We start from the raw sequence: 18,212 nt of genomic DNA, 5'->3' as shown, positions 1-18,212 counted from the left end.
CAGCGCCTGAGGCGCCCGCCGCCCAGGCTCCCGCGGCCTCGGCCGACGCGCCCGCAACAGGTGCGACTCCGGCAGCACCCGCGGCCGAGGCATCCGGTGACGCTTCGACGCCCCCGCGTCCCGGTGGTGCCCCGCGTCCGGGCAACAACCCGTTCGCGAGCGCGCAGGGCATGGGGCAGCGGCCCGCCGGTCCGCGCCCGGGCAACAACCCCTTCGCCAGCGCGCAGGGCATGGGCCAGCGCCCGTCCCCGACGCCCGGCAACATCCCGCGCCCGCAGGCGCCGCGCCCGGGCGCCCCGCGTCTCGGCGCGCCTCGACCCGGCGGTCCCGGTCGTCCCGGCGGTCCCGGTCGTCCGGGTGGCGCACCGTTCCAGCAGCGTCCCGGCGGTCCCGGTCGTCCCGGAGGTGCTGGTGGCGGAGGGTTCCGACCCGGTGCTCCCGGAGGCGGTGCACCCGGCGGTGGCTTCCCCGGTCGTCCCGGTGGTGGCGGCGGTCGCGGCCGTGGCCCCGGTGGTGGCACGGCCGGCGCGTTCGGCAAGGGCGGCGGCAAGTCCAAGCAGCGTAAGTCGCGCAGGGCCAAGCGCCAGGAATTCGAGATGAGGGATGCCCCGGTCGTCGGTGGCATCAACGTCTCGCGCGGTAACGGCGAGATCATCCGGATGCGTCGCGGCGCATCGATCTCGGACTTCGCCGACAAGATCGAGAACATCACCGGCTATACCGTTCAACCCGGCACGCTCGTCACCATCCTGTTCAACCTGGGCGAGATGGCGACCGCGACCGAATCGCTCGACGAGGCCACGTTCGAGGTCCTGGGTGCCGAGCTGGGTTACAAGATCCAGATGGTCTCCCCTGAGGACGAAGACAAGGAGCTCCTCGAGAGCTTCGGTCTCGACCTCGATCAGGAGCTCGAGGACGAGAACGAGGATGACCTCGAGATCCGTCCCCCCGTGGTCACCGTCATGGGTCACGTCGACCACGGTAAGACCCGACTGCTCGACGCGATCCGCAACGCCAACGTCGTCGCAGGCGAGGCGGGCGGCATCACGCAGCACATCGGTGCCTACCAGGTGTGGACCGAGCACGAGGGCATCGAGCGCGCCATCACCTTCATCGACACTCCGGGTCACGAGGCGTTCACCGCCATGCGTGCACGTGGTGCGCAGGTGACCGACATCGCGATCCTCGTGGTCGCGGCGGACGACGGCATCATGCCGCAGACGGTCGAGGCGCTCAACCACGCCCAGGCCGCCGGCGTCCCGATCGTGGTCGCGGTCAACAAGGTGGACAAGCCCGACGCCAACCCGGCCAAGGTTCGTCAGCAGCTCACCGAATACGGCCTCGTCGCCGAGGAGTACGGCGGAGACGTGCAGTTCGTGGATGTCTCGGCCCGTGACGGCAAGAACATCCAGGCGCTGCTCGACGCAGTTCTCCTTACCGCTGACGCCGGTCTCGACCTCACGGCCAACCCGAACAAGGCTGCCCGTGGTGTCGCGATCGAAGCGAAGCTCGACAAGGGCCGCGGCTCGGTCGCCACCGTGCTCATCCAGTCCGGAACGCTCCGGGTGGGCGACGCGATCGTGGCGGGCACGGCTTACGGCCGCGTGCGTGCGATGGCGGACGAGAACGGCGAGCCCGTACTCGAGGCTTTCCCGTCGCGTCCCGTGCAGGTTCAGGGTCTGAACTCCGTGCCCCGCGCCGGTGACACCTTCATCGTCACCGAGGAAGACCGCCTCGCCCGCCAGATCGCTGAAAAGCGTGAAGCGGCCGAGCGCAACGCGGCGCTGGCGAAGGCGCGCAAGCGCATCTCGCTCGAGGACTTCACCCGTGCGCTGCAAGAGGGCAAGGTCGAATCGCTCAACCTCATCATCAAGGGTGACGTTTCGGGTGCCGTCGAGGCCCTCGAAGAGTCGCTCCTCAAGATCGAGGTCGACGATTCGGTGCAGCTGCGCATCATCCACCGCGGTGTGGGTGCGGTCACCGAGTCCGACATCAACCTCGCGACGATCGACAACGCGATCGTCATCGGGTTCAACGTCCGGCCCGACGCGAAGGCGCGCGAGCGCGCCGCTCGCGAAGGTGTCGACGTGCGGTTCTACTCCGTCATCTACAACGCGATCGACGACGTCGAGCAGTCCCTCACGGGCATGCTCAAGCCGGAGTTCGAAGAGAAGCAGTCGGGTGTGGCCGAGATCCGCGAGGTGTTCCGTTCTTCCAAGTTCGGAAACATCGCCGGTGTCATCGTCCGCAGCGGAACCATCACTCGAAACGCCAAGGCGCGCGTCATCCGCGACGGCGTCGTCATCGCCGATGGTCTCGCCATCGAGTCGCTGCGTCGCTTCAAGGACGACGTCACCGAGGTGCGCACGGACTACGAGGCCGGTATCGGACTCGGTAAGTTCAACGACATCCAGATCGGCGACGAGATCGAGACGACCGAGATGGTGGAGAAGCCGCGCGGCTGATCCGTCATTCAGGGGTGCGGACGAGGATGTCGCCCGCGCCCCCATCGGCTCTGGTTCCGGATGCCGGTGGCTCCAGCAAAGCGGGGCTTGTGCCCCGATGCTTGCGCCACCGACATCCGGAACCTTCGTCGTTCGCCGGTCGGGAGCCCCCGCACGGCGAGGGTTCGTGAGAAGAAAGAAGCAGGAACATGGGCAGTGAGAGAGCGGCACGACTCGCCGACCGCATCAAGGTCGTCCTCGCGGAGCGGCTCGAGAAGGGTCTGCGCGACCCCCGCCTCGGGTTCGTCACCATCACCGATGTCCGTGTGACGGGCGATCTGCAGCACGCGAGCGTCTTCTACACGGTCCTCGGGTCCGACGAAGAGCGCGCCGACAGCGCGAAGGCCCTGGCCTCGGCGACCGGCATGCTGCGCTCCGAGATGGGCAAGCACCTCAACACGCGGCTGACCCCGTCGCTGGAGTTCATCCAGGACGCCCTGCCCGACAACGCCGATGCGATCTCGGCGCTCCTCCGTGAGGCGCGGGAGCGTGACGCCGCCGTGGCAGGGATTGCCGCGTCCGCGACATACGCGGGCGACGCCGACCCCTACGTCAAGCCGCGCGAGGATTCCGACGGTGAGCTCGACGAGGCCGAGATCGAGCCCGAGGACGAGGACCTCGACGAGGACGCCGCCGAACTCGACAAGTAGGCCTCAGGCTCCGGGCAGGCGCAGCAGACCATCGGATGCCTCGGCCAGGCCGTCCGTGACGAGTGAATCGATCGCGCGATCACGTTGCCCGGGCTCCGGCCAGTCCGGGATGATGCCGTCGAGGGGAACGGGGCCGTCCGCCTGGCGGAGCACGCGCAGGATCGCCCCCCGCGTCTGCCGGTCGCTGCCCTCGTAGCGCCCCTGGCGCGGGCGGGTATCGCCGGTGTCGGGGTAGCCCAGCGCGCGCCAGGCGCAGGATCGAGCGATGGGGCACGAGTCACAGCGGGGTGAGCGCGCCGTGCACACGACCGCGCCGAGCTCCATCGCCGCCGCATTGACGATCGTGGAGCGCGCGACATCGTCGGGCAACACGGCACGCATGTCGTCGAGATCGCGCCGATGGGCGGCGCCGGGCTGGGAGCGCCCCGCCACGACACGCGCGAGGACGCGTCGGGTGTTGGTGTCGACGACCGGTTCGCGCAGGCCGTAGGCGAAGACCGCGATGGCCCGGGCGGTGTAGTCGCCGATCCCGGTCAACGCGAGGAGTGCGTCGACGTCCGCGGGCACGACCCCGCCGTGGCGGTCGGTGATCTCGATGGCCGCCCGGTGCAGCCAGAGGGCGCGACGGGGATAGCCGAGGTTCGCCCATTGCCGGACGGCTTCGGCCGGAGCATCCGCTGCCAATGCCGCCGGGGTCGGCCAGCGCTCAAGCCACGCCTCGAGAAGCGGCACGACTCTGTTCACGGGGGTCTGCTGCAGCATGAACTCGCTGACAAGCACCCCCCACGCCCCGAAACCGGTGCGCCGCCAGGGCAGCTCGCGCGCGGTCGCGGTGTACCAGTCGATCAGCTCGGGCACCCATTCGACCTCGTTGACCGCTTCGGGACGGACGGATGCGGGCACGGGTTCCAGCCTACGAGGCTGGGGCGATGAACGGCTGCGCCGCCGGTGTGGTGGCGCAGGCGGACACGACTCCGGAAGAAAGCGGTTTTGAGGGCCGGAATCGGTCGATCCGCGGGCCTGTGAGGCGATTCGTCCGGAGTTCTGTCCGGCACAGACGGATGACGGAGCCCAGGAGGCGGGGGCGCCCGCGCGCGCCGTAGGCTGAGGGGATGCGCCTGCCCGTCACGCCCCGCACAACCCTGCTGCGGGAGCTCCGCGACGAGCTGCGCCGGACGTACCGAGCCGGTCGAGTGATCATCGCGGTGGACGGCATCGACGGTGCGGGCAAGACGGTCTTCGCCGACGGACTTGCCGACGTGTTCGCCGAGGACGGGGCATCCGTCTTCCGTGCCTCGGTCGACGGCTTCCACAGACCTCGAGCAGAACGCTACGCACGCGGCCGGGACTCGCCGGAGGGGTTCTACCTCGACTCGTACGACGAGGCGACGCTGCGCCGCGTCCTGATCGATCCCTTCCGCGACGGCGCCACGATGCCCTCGACCGGTTTTCAGCTCGCAGCCTGGGATGTCGCCCGCGACGTACCCGCCGAGGCTCGCTGGGTGACGGGGCCCGAGGACGCCGTGCTGATCGTCGACGGAATCTTCTTGCACCGGCCGACACTGCGGGGCCTCTGGCACTGGTCGGTGTGGCTCGAGGTACCCATCGACGTCGCGACGGAGCGCATGGCACAGCGGGACGGGTCCGATCCCGACCCGATGGCACCCGCGAATCGGCGGTACCGCGCCGGTCAGGAACTGTACCGGCGCGAGGCGGCTCCCTCGCGTGCCGCGTCCGTCATCGTCGACAACACCGACCCTGAGCATCCGCGGCGCATGTACGCCGACTTCTGCTGATGGTCAGCGCGCACGGACCCGGAATCCTGCTCGTCGACAAGCCGGGCGGGATGACGAGCCATGACGTCGTCGCGCGCGCTCGCAAAGCCCTCGGCACGCGCAAGATCGGCCACGCCGGGACACTCGACCCCCTCGCGACCGGGCTGCTGGTGCTGGGGGTGGATTCGGCAACGCGGCTGCTGACCTATCTCGTCGGGCTCGACAAGACCTACGAGGCGACGATTCGGCTGGGGGCAGCCACGGACTCGGACGACTCAGACGGCGAGATCGTCTCGCGTGCCGACCCGGCGGTGCTCGCCGCGGTCGATACCGAGGCCATCCACGCCCACATCGCTGCGCTCAGGGGACGCATCTCGCAGGTCCCGAGCACGGTTTCGGCCATCAAGGTCGGCGGGCGCCGCGCCTACGACCTCGCTCGCGCGGGGGAGCAGGTCGTGCTCGCCTCGCGTGACGTGACCGTGTCGCGGTTCGACGTGCTTGCTGTGCGACGCACCGACCAAGCGGTGGACCTCGACGTGGTTGTCGACTGCTCGAGCGGCACCTACATCCGTGCGCTCGCGCGCGACCTGGGGACGGCGCTCGGCGTCGGGGGACACCTCACGGCGCTCCGGCGCACCCGCGTCGGGCCGTTCGACATCGCCGATGCTGTGGTGCCCGAGGCGATCGCGATAGAGCCGCTGCTGTCGTCCGCCGATGTCGCCATGCGGGTGCTCGGGGGCATCGAGGTGACGGATGCCGAGGCATCCGCTCTGCGCCATGGTCAGCGTCTGACGGGCGCTGCCGGCCGCATCATGGGCGAGCAGGCCGCCGCGATCGATCCGGCCGGGGAGCTCATCGGAATCGTCGGTCGGCGCGGCGACGATCTCAAGAGCCTGATGAACCTGCCGACCGGTGCCGCGGCCGAGGGTGCGGCCGAGAATGGGGGAGCGCGATGATCCTGTGGTTCACGATCGTGCAGGTCGTTGTGGCGGTTGCGGCCGGACTCTTCTGCGTGGTGGCGGGCCTCGCGGGTCGTCGACCCAGCGACGGGACCGTCGGCTCACTCGCTCTCATCGAACTGCTGCTGATCGCGCAGGTCGTCGTCTCTATCGTCGCGCCCGTCGTCGGCAACCCGCCCACGGGCAGTGCGCTGGAATTCTGGGTTTATCTGGTGTCCGCCGCGCTCCTGCCCGCGGCCGGCGTCGCCTGGGCACTGCTGGAGCGCAGCCGCTGGAGCACCGTGATCATGGGAGTCGTGGCCCTGTCCATCGCTGTCATGGTCTGGCGTATGCAGGTCATCTGGACCGCACCGATCGGCTGAACGACGCCGGCGCCTCGCACGGGTGGAGGACCGCCGTAAGATTGACGGGTTATGAGTTCTCCTGCGCGCCGACGGATGACCGGCATCGGACGTGTGCTGGTCGCGGTGTACGCCATCATGGCGCTTGCGGCCCTCGGGCGCTCGTTCGTGCAGATCGCGCAGCGCTTCGACGAGGCGCCGGTGGCGTATTCGCTGTCGGGGTTGGCGGCCGCGGTCTATCTCCTGGCGACGCTCGCGCTCGTGTTCGCGGGGACGCGCCACTGGTACATCGTGGCCTGGGTCGCGATCACGTTCGAGCTGCTCGGGGTGCTCGTCGTCGGCACCCTCAGCCTCGTGATCCCCGACGTCTTCCAGCACCACACCGTCTGGTCTGTGTTCGGCTACGGCTACCTGTTCATCCCGCTCGTCCTGCCGTTCGTCGGCCTGTGGTGGCTGCGGACCCATCCTCCCGTCTCGGGCGCCGACGAGTCGCACGCCGAGACATCCGCCGTTGCCGGGGCGCGGAAATGATCCTCTTCCGCTCGCCGGACGATGTGCCCGATGACTTCGGGCCGACCGTTGTCGCCATCGGCAAGTTCGACGGCGTGCATGCGGGACATCGCGCGGTTCTGCAGAAGATGCTCGTGGACGCGGCGGGTCTGGGTGCACGGTCGGCCGTCGTCACGTTCGACCGGCATCCGCTCGCTCTGCTGAACCCCGCGAAACTGCCCCCGGCGCTCGTCGCCCCGCAGCAGAAGGCGGCCCTGCTCGCGTCGACCGGGATCGATGCCACGCTCATGCTCGAGTTCAACGAGAAGCTCGCCTCGGAAGAACCCGAGGACTTCGTCCGCCGCGTCCTGGTGGATTCACTGCACGCACGCTCCGTTCTCATCGGCGAAGACTTCCGGTTCGGCCGTGACGGAGCTGGCACACCCGCGCTTCTGCGCGAGCTGGGGGAGCGGTACGGGTTCACGGTCGACGAGCTGCCCGACGTGCGGAGCGCGCCGAGCGGTCGGCGCGTGTCGTCCACGTGGATTCGCGAACTGCTCGCCACGGGCGATGTCGCGACGGCGGCTCAGCTGCTCGGCCGTCCGCCCGCCGTTTGGGGAGAGGTCGTGCACGGTGCGAAGCGCGGGCGTGAGCTCGGCTACCCAACCGCAAACCTCGAGGCCGCCGCACAAGGACTCGTGCCCCGTGACGGGGTGTACGCGGGGTGGCTGATCGACGGCGTCGCGGCGAGCCAGCCGGGCACCCGAGTGCGCTACCCCGCCGCCATTTCGGTCGGCGACAACCCGACCTTCGACGACGTTCATCGCAGGCAGGTCGAGGCGTACGTCCTCGACGAGACCGAGCTGGACCTCTACGGGCACGTCGTCGAGGTGCAGTTCGTCGCACGACTTCGGGGGATGTCCGCTTTCGCCGGAGTCGAAGCGCTCAAAGATCAGATGGCGGACGACGTCGAGCGGTCCCGCGAGATCCTGCTGGCGGCGCCCTCTGCGTCAGACGTGAAGCGGCGCGGCTGAGCGCAGCTCGTACCGATCGGCGGCGGGCGTCAGTACGACAACTCGTCGATCGCGGCGCTCGTCCCGCTCCCGCTCAGCCGGGCGCGAAGTTCGCCGAGGATGGTCGCGCTCGCGCTCGTGCCCAGGCGTGTCGCACCGGCGTCCAGCATCTCGAGAGCCGTGTCGAGGCCACGGACGCCGCCGGATGCCTTGACCTGTACGTCGGGGCCGACGCTCGCGCGCATGAGCTCGACGTGGGGAACGGTCGCACCGCCGCCGGCGAATCCGGTCGACGTCTTGACGAAGTCGGCGCCTCCGGCTTCGGTCAGGCGGCTTCCCCGGGCGATCTGCTCGTCGTCGAGGAGGGAGGTCTCGAGGATGACCTTTGTGATCAGGTCGCCAGCGGCCTCGACGACGGCGGCGATGTCCGCGGTGACCTCGTCATCGAGGTTGGAGCGCAGCCATCCGATGTTCACGACCATGTCGAGCTCGGTCGCGCCGTCGGCGATCGCCTGGCGGGCCTCGGCCACCTTCGCCGCGGTCGAGGTGGTGCCGTGCGGGAACCCGATGACGGTGCCGACCGCGACGCCGGTGCCCTCGAGTCGTGCGACGGCGTACGGGATGTCGGACGGGCGCACGCAGACGCTGAATACACGCCAGAGTGCGGCTGTCTCCAGCTCGGCGTCGACGTCGGCGCGCGTGAATTCGGGCTTGAGGATCGCGTGATCAAGGGTGGCCGCGAGGGCGGCCTCGGTGATGTCGAGGGGCATGCTTTCCAGCGTACGCGCCGCTGCCGCCGGGCGCCCCGGGCCGTTGGCTGTAACGAAACGATAACGGCAGGGTCTACAGTGGGCTCACGCGTCAACGACGACGCGATTGTCTCGAAGGATCGACGATGTCCGAAACCGTCGCACACGGGCGCGCTGCCACTCGCAGCGCCGGCCCGCTGATCGTTGTCGCCGTGCTGGCCGCGATGAGCCTCACGGTTGCCTTTCTGGGCGCATCGCCCGCCCCGGTCTCGGCGCGAGAGCTGATGGGCGCAACCCGCGACCCCGGCCAGCCAGCGTTCGTCGCGAGCCATCGCGGCGACGCCCACAGCGCGCCGGAGAACACTCTGCCGGGGGTTCTTGCGGCGATAGCGGCGGGGTTCGACTACGTCGAGGTCGATGTGGCACTGACCGCCGACGGCGCGGCCGTGCTCATGCACGACGCCACGGTCGATCGGACGACGAATGGTTCGGGCCGGCTCGCAGATCTTCCGCTGGCATACGTTCGATCCCTCGACGCGGGCGGATGGTTCGGCACGGCGTTCGTGGGCACGCCGGTGCCGCTGGCCGAAGAATTCCTCGACATTCTCGCCGCCTCCGAGACCCGAGCGCTGATCGAGCTGAAGGGGGAGTGGACTCCCTTTGCGGTGGCGCACCTGGTCGCCCAGATCGAGGCGCGCGGCCTCGAGCGGAGGGTCGCCGCGGCGAGCTTCGACGCCCGCACCCTCGCGTTGGTGGCGACGGAGTCGGAGGTCGTTTCGCGCCTCGCCATCCTGCGCACGCTTCCGAAGGACGTCGTGCAGGCCGCGCGCGCACTCGGGGTGCGAGGTGTGCTGGCGAAGGGCAGCGCCGTGATCGCGCGCCCCGAGATCGTCGACGAGCTGCACGCTGCGGGTCTCCGTGTCGTGGTCTACACGTTCAATGAGGATCGCGAGTGGCGCGACGCCGTCGATCTCGGCGTGGACGGGATCGTCACGGATCGGCCCGAGATGCTCGCCACGTGGCTGACCTCCTCCTGATCGACTCCGCTCGCCCCGCGCGGGAATACCCCAGGGGGGTATTCTGGTTGACGAACAGAGCACCGTCGACGATGGCGGGCGAGGAGGCATCCGGATGACGATTCGCACCTACCGTGTGGAAGGCATGACCTGCGGGCACTGCGCCCGCTCGGTCGAGCAAGAAGTTTCAGCGCTCGCTGACGTCGAGACCGCGACGGTCGATCTGTCTGCAGCGACCGTCGCCGTCGAGTCGGTCGACGAGATTTCCGAACCGCGCCTGTCGGCCGCCGTGGTCGAGGCGGGATACACGCTCGCGGGGCGAGCATGACCTCCGCCATTCCCGCCCCGTACCGGGAGGCGACCCTCGAGATCGAGGGCATGACGTGCGCCAGCTGTGTTGCGCGCGTCGAGAAGCGCCTCGAAAAGGTCGAGGGCGTCTCGGCATCCGTGAATCTGGCCACCGAATCCGCGCGAGTGCAGGTGTCGGCGGATGTCGATGACGCCCGGCTGGTGGCTGCGGTCGCCGAAGCCGGGTACACCGCACGTGTTCGACCGGTTCCCCATGCGAGTTCGGCCGACTCGCACCTGCATGACGAACGGGGCACCGGTGACGCGCACGGTCCGCACGATTCGGATGAGCAGGGAGGGCACCAGCACGATGCGGAAGACATTCCCGGCCACACCCGGCTCGCGACCCGTCTGATCGTCAGCGCCGCGCTCGCCCTGCCGGTCGTCGTGCTCGGGATGGTTCCGGCGTGGCAGTTCGCGGGTTGGCAATGGGTGTCGCTCGTGCTCGCCACCCCGATCGTGTTCTGGGGTGGCTGGCCGTTCCACCGCGCCGCGTTCGCAGCCGCACGGCACGGCGCAGCCACGATGGACACCTTGATCACCCTCGGCACGATGGCCGCCTACCTGTGGAGCGTGTGGGCGTTGTTCTTCGGCAACGCAGGGCAGATCGGGCTACGGCACGACGTCGTGCTCTTCGGTCCCGTCCATGACTCGACAGCACTCGTCTACTTCGAGGTCGCCGCGGCGGTCACCGTGTTCCTCCTGCTCGGTCGCTACATCGAGCAGCGCTCGCGGCGCCGGGCGGGTGCCGCGCTGCGGTCGCTCATGGACCTCGGCGCAAAAGACGTCGAACTCGAGAGCGGTCGGCGTATCCCCGTCGACCGGTTGCGGGTCGACGACACGTTCATCGTGCGTCCGGGCGAAACGATCGCGACGGACGGGATCGTCGCCGAGGGGCGAGCGGCGGTGGATGCCTCGATGTTGACGGGCGAGTCCGTCCCGATCGAGGTCGGCACGGGTGGTGAAGTCACCGGTGGCACCGTCGCCGTCGATGGGCGACTGCTGGTTCGCGCCGTCTCGGTCGGTGCCGACACCCGCCTCGCGCACATCGCACGCCTCGTGGAGGACGCGCAGGCAGGTAAGAGCCGCGTGCAGCGACTGGCCGATCGGATCTCGGGCATCTTCGTGCCGATCGTGGTCGTGCTCGCCATCCTGACGCTCCTTGCGTGGGTTGCGCTCGGCCAGCCGCTCGCCTCGGGCTTCACCGCCGCCGTCGCGGTCTTGATCATCGCCTGCCCGTGCGCGCTCGGCCTCGCCACACCCGTCGCGATCCTCGTGGGCACGGGCCGTGGTGCCCAGCTGGGCGTGCTCATCACGGGACCCGAGGCGATCGAGTCCGCGAACCGCATCGACACCGTGCTGATCGACAAGACCGGCACGCTCACGACCGGTGCCATGACGGTCCGCGAGGTCGTTGTGGCGCGAGACGACCGCCGCGGCGACGTGCTGCGGGTTGCGTCCGCGCTCGAGGGCAGGTCGGAGCATCCGATCGCCCGCGCCATCGCGTCGTTCGGTGTGTCGTCCGGCGCAGCCACCACAGCTGTCGCGGTGGACGACTTCCGCAGTCACGCGGGCCGGGGGGTGACCGGCATCGTGGATGGCGTGCATGCCTTCGCGGGCAGTCCCGCCTTCGCCGTCGAGCAAGTGGCTGCGCTGCCCGCCGATCTCGAGCGTGCCCTCGAGCGTGCGGATGGCAGCTCGCTCGTCGTGGTCGGTTGGGCGGACGCATCCGGCGCGCCCGTTGCTCGAGCCGTCTTCGCCGTCGGTGACGACGTACGGGAGGGTGCGTCGGCGGCCGTGGCGAGCCTGCGCGAGCAGGGGATCGACGTGGTTCTGCTCACGGGCGATGGTACGGGCGCGGCGCGCGCGGTTGCGGCCCGCGTCGGTATCGACGAGGTCGTGGCCGGGGTGTTGCCCGAGGGGAAGCTGGCCGAGGTGGAGCGGCGTCGGGCGGCCGGGCGCCGGGTGGCGATGGTCGGCGACGGCGTGAACGATGCCGCCGCTCTCGCCGCGGCAGATCTCGGAATCGCGATGGGGGGCGGGACGGATGCCGCGATGCACGCCAGCGACATCACCCTCGTCCGCAACGACCCCGAGTCGATCGTCACGGCGCTCCGGCTTGCTCGCCGCACCATGCGGACGATCAGGGGCAACCTCTTCTGGGCGTTCGGGTACAACGTCGCGGCGATCCCGCTCGCGGCGTCGGGTCTGCTGAACCCGATGATCGCGGGCTTGGCGATGGCGTTCTCCAGCGTCTTCGTCGTTCTGAACAGCCTGCGCCTGCGTTCCGTACGCTGAGGCGAGGCATCCGGTCCTTTCCGCGTCCTTCGCGGCGGTACATTGGTGAAACATCACCTGCGCTGAGAGGATGCCATGCGCCCGGACCGCTACGTTTCGTTGATCCGTCGAGGTGCGCTGGCCCTGGTGGTCTTGAGCGCGGTCGCGCTCGCCGGCTGCACGGCGGACCCCGCCCCGACATCGACGAGCACGGGTGACCCGACGCCCGAGATCACGACCCTCGGCGAGACGCCCGACGCATCGGAGACGCCCAGCCCGGAGCCCGTCGCCGACATCTCCATCCCGGCGAGCTGCGAAGACATCTACTCGGCGGAGATGCTGTCGTTGCTGCAGGCCGACAATCCGCCTCTGAACGATCCCGGCGTCACGATGGACTCCACGGAGGTCGTCGAAGCGCTCGAGGTTCTGGCATCCGGCGCTCAGACGCTCCGCTGCTCGTGGGGATTGCCCTCTTCGTATGGTCTGGCCACGAATGTCACGATCGTTGATGCGAGTCAAGCCCAGACGGTTATCGACTCATTGCCAGATCGCGGCTTCGCGTGCGAAGACTTCGAGGACGGCACGGCCTGCCGGATCCAGCGGACCGACGAAGAGAACGCGTTCGGAGAGACCCACTACTTCCGGGCGAACGGCTGGGTGTCCACGCGCTGGATCAACTTCGGGCCGCAGGGCTACACGGAGGATGTCGTCGCGACGCTGTGGGGGTGACCGTCGGCGCGGTTGACGCTTCGGACGCACGAGCACGGCCCGGATGCCGTAGAATACGGGGGAGGAACCGCGCTGCGACGCTCGTGCCGAGGCATCCGCTTCACGCTTCGTCCCCGCTTTTCTCGCCCGTGTCTGTCACGGCCCACCAGCCGCCCACGGGGTTTCATCAGCTCGCCAGCCTCGCGCTGGAGATCACACCGGGTCTTCCGGTGCACACGCTCAGGAGGAGCATGCCGAGCACGGCACAGCCACAGCTGCACAGGCGCCGCAAGCAGTCGTCCGCACGTCGCGACGACGACGCGCCTTTGATCCCGATCCTCGCGCGCAAGGTGCGCGAGGTCGAGGCGAAGGCGCAGCGCGGCAAGCTGGGACCGACCAACCGCGTCAAGTTCCAGGTGATCGCATTCCTGGTGCGCGAAGAGCGCGCGCGGGTCAAGAACGACACGACGGTTCCGGATGCGGTGCGGTCCGAGTCGCTCAAGCGCCTCGACGGCGTCGCGACCATCCTGGCGAAGACCGCCGCGCGGGACACATCCCTCATTCAGCTGCTCGAGGTCGACCAGGCGACGTCGCCCGTTGCCCGTCGCATGCGCCGTGACTGGCTGCTCGAGTCGGGTGCCGAACTCGCGCCCGACGAGCTCATCATCACGGACGCGGCGCCCGTGCTCGCCCCCGTCGTGCCGCCCGCGCTCGCCGAGAAGCAGGTCGTGCCGCCGGCGATCGAGGCGCGGCAGCTCGCCAACCCCTTCCTCGCGCCCGACCTCGACCGTCCCGTGCGGCGAGAGAACCCGCGTCGCAGGCTCGACGGCTGGGAACTCATGGGCCCGCTGTACAAGGCGTTCGAGACCGGTGCCGGCGGCGGTGCGGCTTCGATGGAGTTGCCCCCCGTCCCCGAGTTCGATCGGCTATCGCCGAAGGGACGCGAGATCATGGCGCACCAGTCGCGCTTTCTCGAGTCGGTCCGCGACGGTCATCGCACCTTCCTGCTCGCGGATGAGCCGGGTCTCGGCAAGACGGCGCAGTCGCTTCTCGCGGCATCCGTCGCCGGTGCCTACCCGCTGCTCGCGGTCGTGCCGAACGTCGTGAAGATGAACTGGGCGCGTGAGGTCGAGCGGTGGACGCCGCACCGTCGTGCCACCGTCATCCAGGGTGATGGCGCCACGCTCGATGCGTTCGCCGACATTTTCATCGTCAACTACGAGATCCTCGACCGTCACCTCGCGTGGCTCAGCTCGATCGGCCTGCGCGGCATGGTCGTGGACGAGGCGCACTTCATCAAGAACCTCTCGTCGCAGCGTTCGCAGAACGTGCTGACGTTGGCGGGACGCATCCGAGAGATGACTCCCGGCGGCAACCCGCTGCTCATGGCGCTGACCGGAACGCCGCTGATCAACGACGTCGAGGACTTCGACGCGATCTGGCGCTTCCTCGGCTGGACCAATGGCGAGAAGCCCGGTCCGGAGCTCATGGAGAAGCTGGATTCGACCGGCATGACACCGGCCGACAAGGCCTTCTATCCCGAAGCGCGCGAGGCCGTCATCTCGATGGGCATCGTCCGTCGTAAGAAGAAGGATGTCGCGGCCGACCTGCCCGACAAGCTCATCGCCGACCTGCCCGTCGAGCTCGACGACGAATTCGGGCGCTCGATCCGGGACGCCGAGCGCGAGCTCGGGCAGCGCCTCGCGGATCGTTACCGTCGTATCGTCACCGCTCGCGGAGACCGCGGCATGGGCAATTCTCTCGGGGACGACATCGACGCCGACATCGTGCGCCTCGTCGCGCAGAACGAGCTCGACGAGTCGAAGGCTGCCGGTGCGGGGTCTGAGAACGTCTTCACCATGGTGCGCAAGATCGGTCAAGCGAAGGCGCACCTCGCGGCCGACTACGCCGTGCAGCTGCAGCGCGCGGTCGGCAAGGTCGTGTTCTTCGCGAAGCACATCGACGTCATGGACGCCGCCGAGGCGCATTTCGCATCCGCCGGACTCAAGACGATCTCGATTCGTGGGGATCAGACCACGGCGAACCGCCAGGACGGCATCGACGCGTTCAACAACGATCCGAGCGTGGGCATCGCCGTGTGTTCTCTGACGGCCGCGGGTGTCGGACTGAACCTGCAGGCCGCGTCGAACGTCGTGCTCGCCGAGCTCAGCTGGACCGCGGCCGAGCAGACGCAGGCAATCGACCGCGTGCACCGCATCGGACAGGGTGAGCCGGTCACCGCCTGGCGCATCATCGCGGCGCACACCATCGACACGAAGATCGCTGAGCTCATCGACTCGAAGCAGGGGCTGTCCCTGCGCGCCCTCGATGGCGAAGCTGTCGACCCCGCCTCGAGCGATTCCGTGCAGCTCAGCGCGCTCATGCACCTCACGCGCCGGGCGCTCGGCGGCGAGTAACGACATCCGCGGCTTGGGTGCGCGGCCCGACGTTCCGCCGTCCGTGCGTCCGGCCGCGCTCCTGTGGCAGGGCTCGTTTGGCAGGGCTCGTTTGGCAGGGCTCGTTTGGCAGGGATCGTGTAGTAGGGCGCGTGTAGCAGGGCGCCGCATCCGGCGATAGTGTGACGGGGGCAGCGTCGCCGGATCCCCCTCCCGAAACGCAAGGATCAGACATGAAGATCGGCATCCTCACCAGCGGCGGCGACTGCCCCGGACTGAACGCGGTCATCCGCGGCGTCGTGCTCAAGGGCACGACCGCGTACGACCTCGAGTTCGTCGGGATCCGCGACGGTTGGCGTGGCGTGGTCGACGGGGACTTCTTTCCCCTCACGCGCCACGAGGTGAAGGGCCTGTCGAAGGTCGGCGGCACGATCCTCGGCACCTCGCGCACCAACCCGTATGAGGGTCCTCGCGGTGGCGCCGAGAACATTGCGAAGACCATGTACGGGCACCGCCTCGACGGCATCATCGCCATCGGCGGCGAAGGCACGCTTGCCGCGGCAGACCGCCTCTCGAAGGACGGCATCAACGTCATCGGCGTGCCGAAGACGATCGATAATGACTTGCGGGCGACGGACTACTCGTTCGGATTCGACACCGCCGTGAACATCGCCTCCGAGGCGATGGACCGGTTGCGGACGACCGGCGACTCGCACCAGCGATGCATGGTCGCCGAGGTCATGGGGCGGCACGTGGGATGGATCGCGTTGCACGCGGGTATCGCGGCCGGTGCCCACGCCATCCTGATCCCCGAAGTTCCTATGACGATGGACGACATCTGCGACCTCGTCTCGAAGGCACACGACCGCGGCCGTGCGCCGCTCGTCGTCGTGTCGGAGGGCTTCAAGCTCAAGGACATGGACGAGGCCTTCAGCGACAAGGGGCTCGACGCGTTCAACCGCCCGCGCCTCGGCGGGATCAGCGAGGTCATCGCGCCCGAGATCGAGCGGATCACGGGCATCGAGACCCGGGCGACCGTGCTGGGCCACATCCAGCGCGGTGGTTCGCCCTCGGGCTTCGACCGTGTGCTCGCGACGCGGCTCGGCCTGCACGCCGCCGACGCGGTCGTCGCCGAGGCCTGGGGGCAGATGGTCTCGCTGAAGGGCACCGACATCGTGCGGGTGCCGTTCGCGGACGCGCTGGGCGAGCTCAACACGGTGCCGCTGTACCGCTACGAAGAGGCTGCGGCGCTCTTCGGCTGAGCTGCGCTCGCGCGGGCTCTTGCTCGGCGCCGGATCTTCTTTTCATTCCGCCCGCGCTCGCCAGCGTGTCCCACTTCTTGGCGTCTGTGTCCCGTTTTCTGGGGTGTATGTCCCACTTTCGCTCGCTTCGAGGCCCCTTTAGCGAGTGAAAGTGGGACATCCAAACTCTGCGTGTCCCAACTTTTGACCTCTACGCCGCCGCGGGTGGGTTGTTCCTCCCCAACGCGCCTCTGGCGTGGGATGCCTCGGTTCACCCAGCGGCTGCCACGTAGCGGTGCGGATGCCTCGGTCAAGTCCCGTGTTGTGGTGTCAATCCGGCTGCTTCCTTGATGGGTGAGGGTCAGGCGGTGAGGAACAGGTCGGGGCGCTCAGGCTCGGCGTGGTCTTGGAGTGTGTGGACGAGTTTGCGCATGGAGATGTCGGAGAGGTAGCGGCGTTCACCGTATTGCCATTCCTCGTGCTGCTCCTGCAGGACGGCGCCGATGAGGCGGGTGACGGAGTCGCGGTCGGGGAAGATCTGCACGACGTCGGCGCGGCGTTTGATCTCACGGTTGAGGCGCTCGATCGGGTTGTTGGACCAGACCTTCTGCCAATGCTCACGCGGGAGCGGCGCGAATCCGGTGAGGTCTGCTTCGGCAGCATTGAGCATGTCTGCGATCTCCGGGAACGACCCGCGGAGGGACGTGGAGACCTGGTGATACTGGGCGATCACGGCCTCGGGGGTGGTCTGCGCGAAGATCGTCGAGATCAGCGCGTTGACGGGCTTGGAGCGTGCCGATCCGAGCTTCTGGGTGACGTTACGAGCGAAGTGGACGCGGCATCTCTGCCAGCCCGATCCGGGGAGGATCGCTTTGACGGCGGCTTTGATGCCGGCGTGAGCGTCGGACGTGACGAGGGTCACGCCGAGCGGGTCTGTGTCGGTGGAGACTTTCAGACCGCGGTCGCGGAGGGAGCGGAGGAACTCGGTCCAGAAGTCCGTCGTCTCCGCGTCGCCGAGAGCCATCCCGAGGATCTCCCGACGGCCGTCGCCGCTGACCCCGGTCGCGACGATGAGGGCTTGGGAGAGAACCCGGCCACGGTGGCGCACGTCGAGGTAGGTGGCGTCCAGGAACAGGTACGGGAACCAGGTGTGATCGAGCCGGCGGTGCAGAAACTCGTGCACCACCTCATCGATCTCGGAGCAGATGCGGGAGACGGTGGACCGGCTGATGCCGGTGTCGTTGCCCAGCGCGCGGACGAGCTGGTCGACCTTGCGGGTGGAGACTCCGTCGATCCAGGCCTGGCAGATCACCGCGTAGAGCGCCTTGTCGACACGGCGGCGTGGGCTGAGCAGGCTCGGGAAGAACGACCCCTCCCGCAGCTTCGGAATCTGAATGTCGACCTCCCCCGCGGGCGTGGCGAGCGTCTTCGCGCGAGCACCGTTGCGACGCGTGGTGCGCTCCGCCGTGCGTTCGTAACGGGCCGCGCCGATCTTCGCGGTCGCTTCCGCGTCAACAAGGTCCTGCAGCCCCGCCTGCAGCATCCGACGGAACACGTCGGAATGGGCGAGGTCAGGATCGGCGAGGACTTCTGCGATCAGGGTCGTCAAGGCAGACTGATTCTGGGTCATCGTGGGATCTCTTCTTTGCTTCTTGGCGGAAACAACTGGTCATCCCACGATGGCCCTCCTACGTCAACGACGACGAGAACCCCGCAGGAATTGACACCAAGCTACGAGACGCACCC

16 protein-coding genes are annotated in these 18,212 nt (G+C 68.7%); 13 read left to right on the top strand and 3 right to left on the bottom strand.

What is annotated here, in order from left to right:
• Together infB and rbfA are read left to right on the top strand one after the other, a co-directional pair.
• Nucleotides 1–2,465: translation initiation factor IF-2 (gene infB / locus CGU34_RS12330; RefSeq protein WP_100814267.1), on the top strand; the 2,465-nt coding region annotated here is incomplete at its 5' end.
• A gap of 188 nt (nt 2,466–2,653) precedes the next feature.
• The gene (rbfA, locus tag CGU34_RS12325; RefSeq protein ID WP_100814266.1) at nt 2,654–3,154 is read left to right on the top strand and encodes a 30S ribosome-binding factor RbfA; all 501 of its coding nucleotides are present in this window, start codon (nt 2,654–2,656) and stop codon (nt 3,152–3,154) included.
• Between the two features lie 3 nt (nt 3,155–3,157).
• Here the strand turns inward: rbfA and CGU34_RS12320 are convergent, their stop codons facing one another.
• On the bottom strand, nt 3,158–4,012 hold the full coding sequence (locus tag CGU34_RS12320) for an A/G-specific adenine glycosylase (protein WP_036297269.1): 855 nt from the start codon (nt 4,010–4,012) through the stop codon (nt 3,158–3,160).
• A gap of 254 nt (nt 4,013–4,266) precedes the next feature.
• Between CGU34_RS12320 and CGU34_RS12315 the strand changes: the two genes are divergently transcribed.
• The 5 genes from CGU34_RS12315 to CGU34_RS12295 are packed head-to-tail and all read left to right on the top strand — an operon-like array spanning nt 4,267 to nt 7,752.
• Nucleotides 4,267–4,950 carry a uridine kinase gene (locus tag CGU34_RS12315; RefSeq protein ID WP_100814265.1) on the top strand — a complete coding sequence of 228 codons (684 nt, stop codon included), beginning with the start codon at nt 4,267–4,269 and terminating at the stop codon, nt 4,948–4,950.
• Nucleotides 4,950–5,885, top strand: coding sequence for a tRNA pseudouridine(55) synthase TruB (truB, locus tag CGU34_RS12310; protein WP_036297251.1), 936 nt, complete (start codon nt 4,950–4,952; stop codon nt 5,883–5,885). Before CGU34_RS12315 ends, truB begins: the two co-directional genes overlap by 1 nt.
• Nucleotides 5,882–6,250 (top strand): hypothetical protein, encoded by a 369-nt coding sequence (locus CGU34_RS12305; RefSeq protein WP_100814264.1) that lies wholly within the window; start codon nt 5,882–5,884, stop codon nt 6,248–6,250. Before truB ends, CGU34_RS12305 begins: the two co-directional genes overlap by 4 nt.
• A gap of 51 nt (nt 6,251–6,301) precedes the next feature.
• Nucleotides 6,302–6,760: a hypothetical protein gene (locus tag CGU34_RS12300; protein WP_036297255.1), complete on the top strand. Its 459-nt coding sequence runs from the start codon at nt 6,302–6,304 to the stop codon at nt 6,758–6,760.
• On the top strand, nt 6,757–7,752 hold the full coding sequence (locus CGU34_RS12295; RefSeq protein ID WP_100814263.1) for a bifunctional riboflavin kinase/FAD synthetase: 996 nt from the start codon (nt 6,757–6,759) through the stop codon (nt 7,750–7,752). The genes CGU34_RS12300 and CGU34_RS12295 overlap by 4 nt, the downstream gene beginning before the upstream one ends.
• A 29-nt stretch (nt 7,753–7,781) precedes the next feature.
• Here the strand turns inward: CGU34_RS12295 and deoC are convergent, their stop codons facing one another.
• The gene (gene deoC, locus CGU34_RS12290) at nt 7,782–8,501 is read right to left on the bottom strand and encodes a deoxyribose-phosphate aldolase (protein ID WP_100814262.1); all 720 of its coding nucleotides are present in this window, start codon (nt 8,499–8,501) and stop codon (nt 7,782–7,784) included.
• A 125-nt stretch (nt 8,502–8,626) separates the two neighbouring features.
• Here deoC and CGU34_RS12285 point away from each other — a divergent pair, with 125 nt between their 5' ends.
• The 6 genes from CGU34_RS12285 (at nt 8,627) to CGU34_RS12260 (ending at nt 16,487) form a co-directional block, all read left to right on the top strand.
• Nucleotides 8,627–9,517, top strand: a complete 891-nt coding sequence (locus CGU34_RS12285; protein ID WP_100814261.1) for a glycerophosphodiester phosphodiesterase — start codon at nt 8,627–8,629, stop codon at nt 9,515–9,517.
• A gap of 94 nt (nt 9,518–9,611) precedes the next feature.
• Nucleotides 9,612–9,824, top strand: a complete 213-nt coding sequence (locus CGU34_RS12280; protein ID WP_036297263.1) for a heavy-metal-associated domain-containing protein — start codon at nt 9,612–9,614, stop codon at nt 9,822–9,824.
• A complete protein-coding gene (locus CGU34_RS12275) occupies nt 9,821–12,142 on the top strand; it encodes a heavy metal translocating P-type ATPase (protein WP_100814260.1) in 2,322 nt (773 codons plus the stop codon). Before CGU34_RS12280 ends, CGU34_RS12275 begins: the two co-directional genes overlap by 4 nt.
• Before the next feature lie 75 nt (nt 12,143–12,217).
• Nucleotides 12,218–12,850, top strand: a complete 633-nt coding sequence (locus tag CGU34_RS12270) for a hypothetical protein (protein ID WP_100814259.1) — start codon at nt 12,218–12,220, stop codon at nt 12,848–12,850.
• A 230-nt stretch (nt 12,851–13,080) separates the two neighbouring features.
• Nucleotides 13,081–15,246, top strand: coding sequence for a DEAD/DEAH box helicase (locus tag CGU34_RS12265; protein WP_100814258.1), 2,166 nt, complete (start codon nt 13,081–13,083; stop codon nt 15,244–15,246).
• A 212-nt stretch (nt 15,247–15,458) separates the two neighbouring features.
• Nucleotides 15,459–16,487, top strand: coding sequence for an ATP-dependent 6-phosphofructokinase (locus tag CGU34_RS12260; RefSeq protein WP_100814257.1), 1,029 nt, complete (start codon nt 15,459–15,461; stop codon nt 16,485–16,487).
• A 340-nt stretch (nt 16,488–16,827) separates the two neighbouring features.
• On the opposite strand, the gene CGU34_RS12255 is transcribed toward CGU34_RS12260, so the two are convergent.
• Entirely contained in the window at nt 16,828–18,096 is a 1,269-nt protein-coding gene (locus tag CGU34_RS12255; protein WP_100809674.1) for an IS256 family transposase, read from the bottom strand.
• Between the last annotated feature and the right edge of the window lie 116 nt (nt 18,097–18,212).

The sequence above is a fragment of the Microbacterium lacus genome (assembly GCF_002812805.1).
GTDB classification, from domain to species: domain Bacteria; phylum Actinomycetota; class Actinomycetes; order Actinomycetales; family Microbacteriaceae; genus Microbacterium; species Microbacterium lacus_A.
Note: the sequence above shows the minus strand (reverse complement) of the source record. Positions and strands in the feature narration are given on the sequence as shown.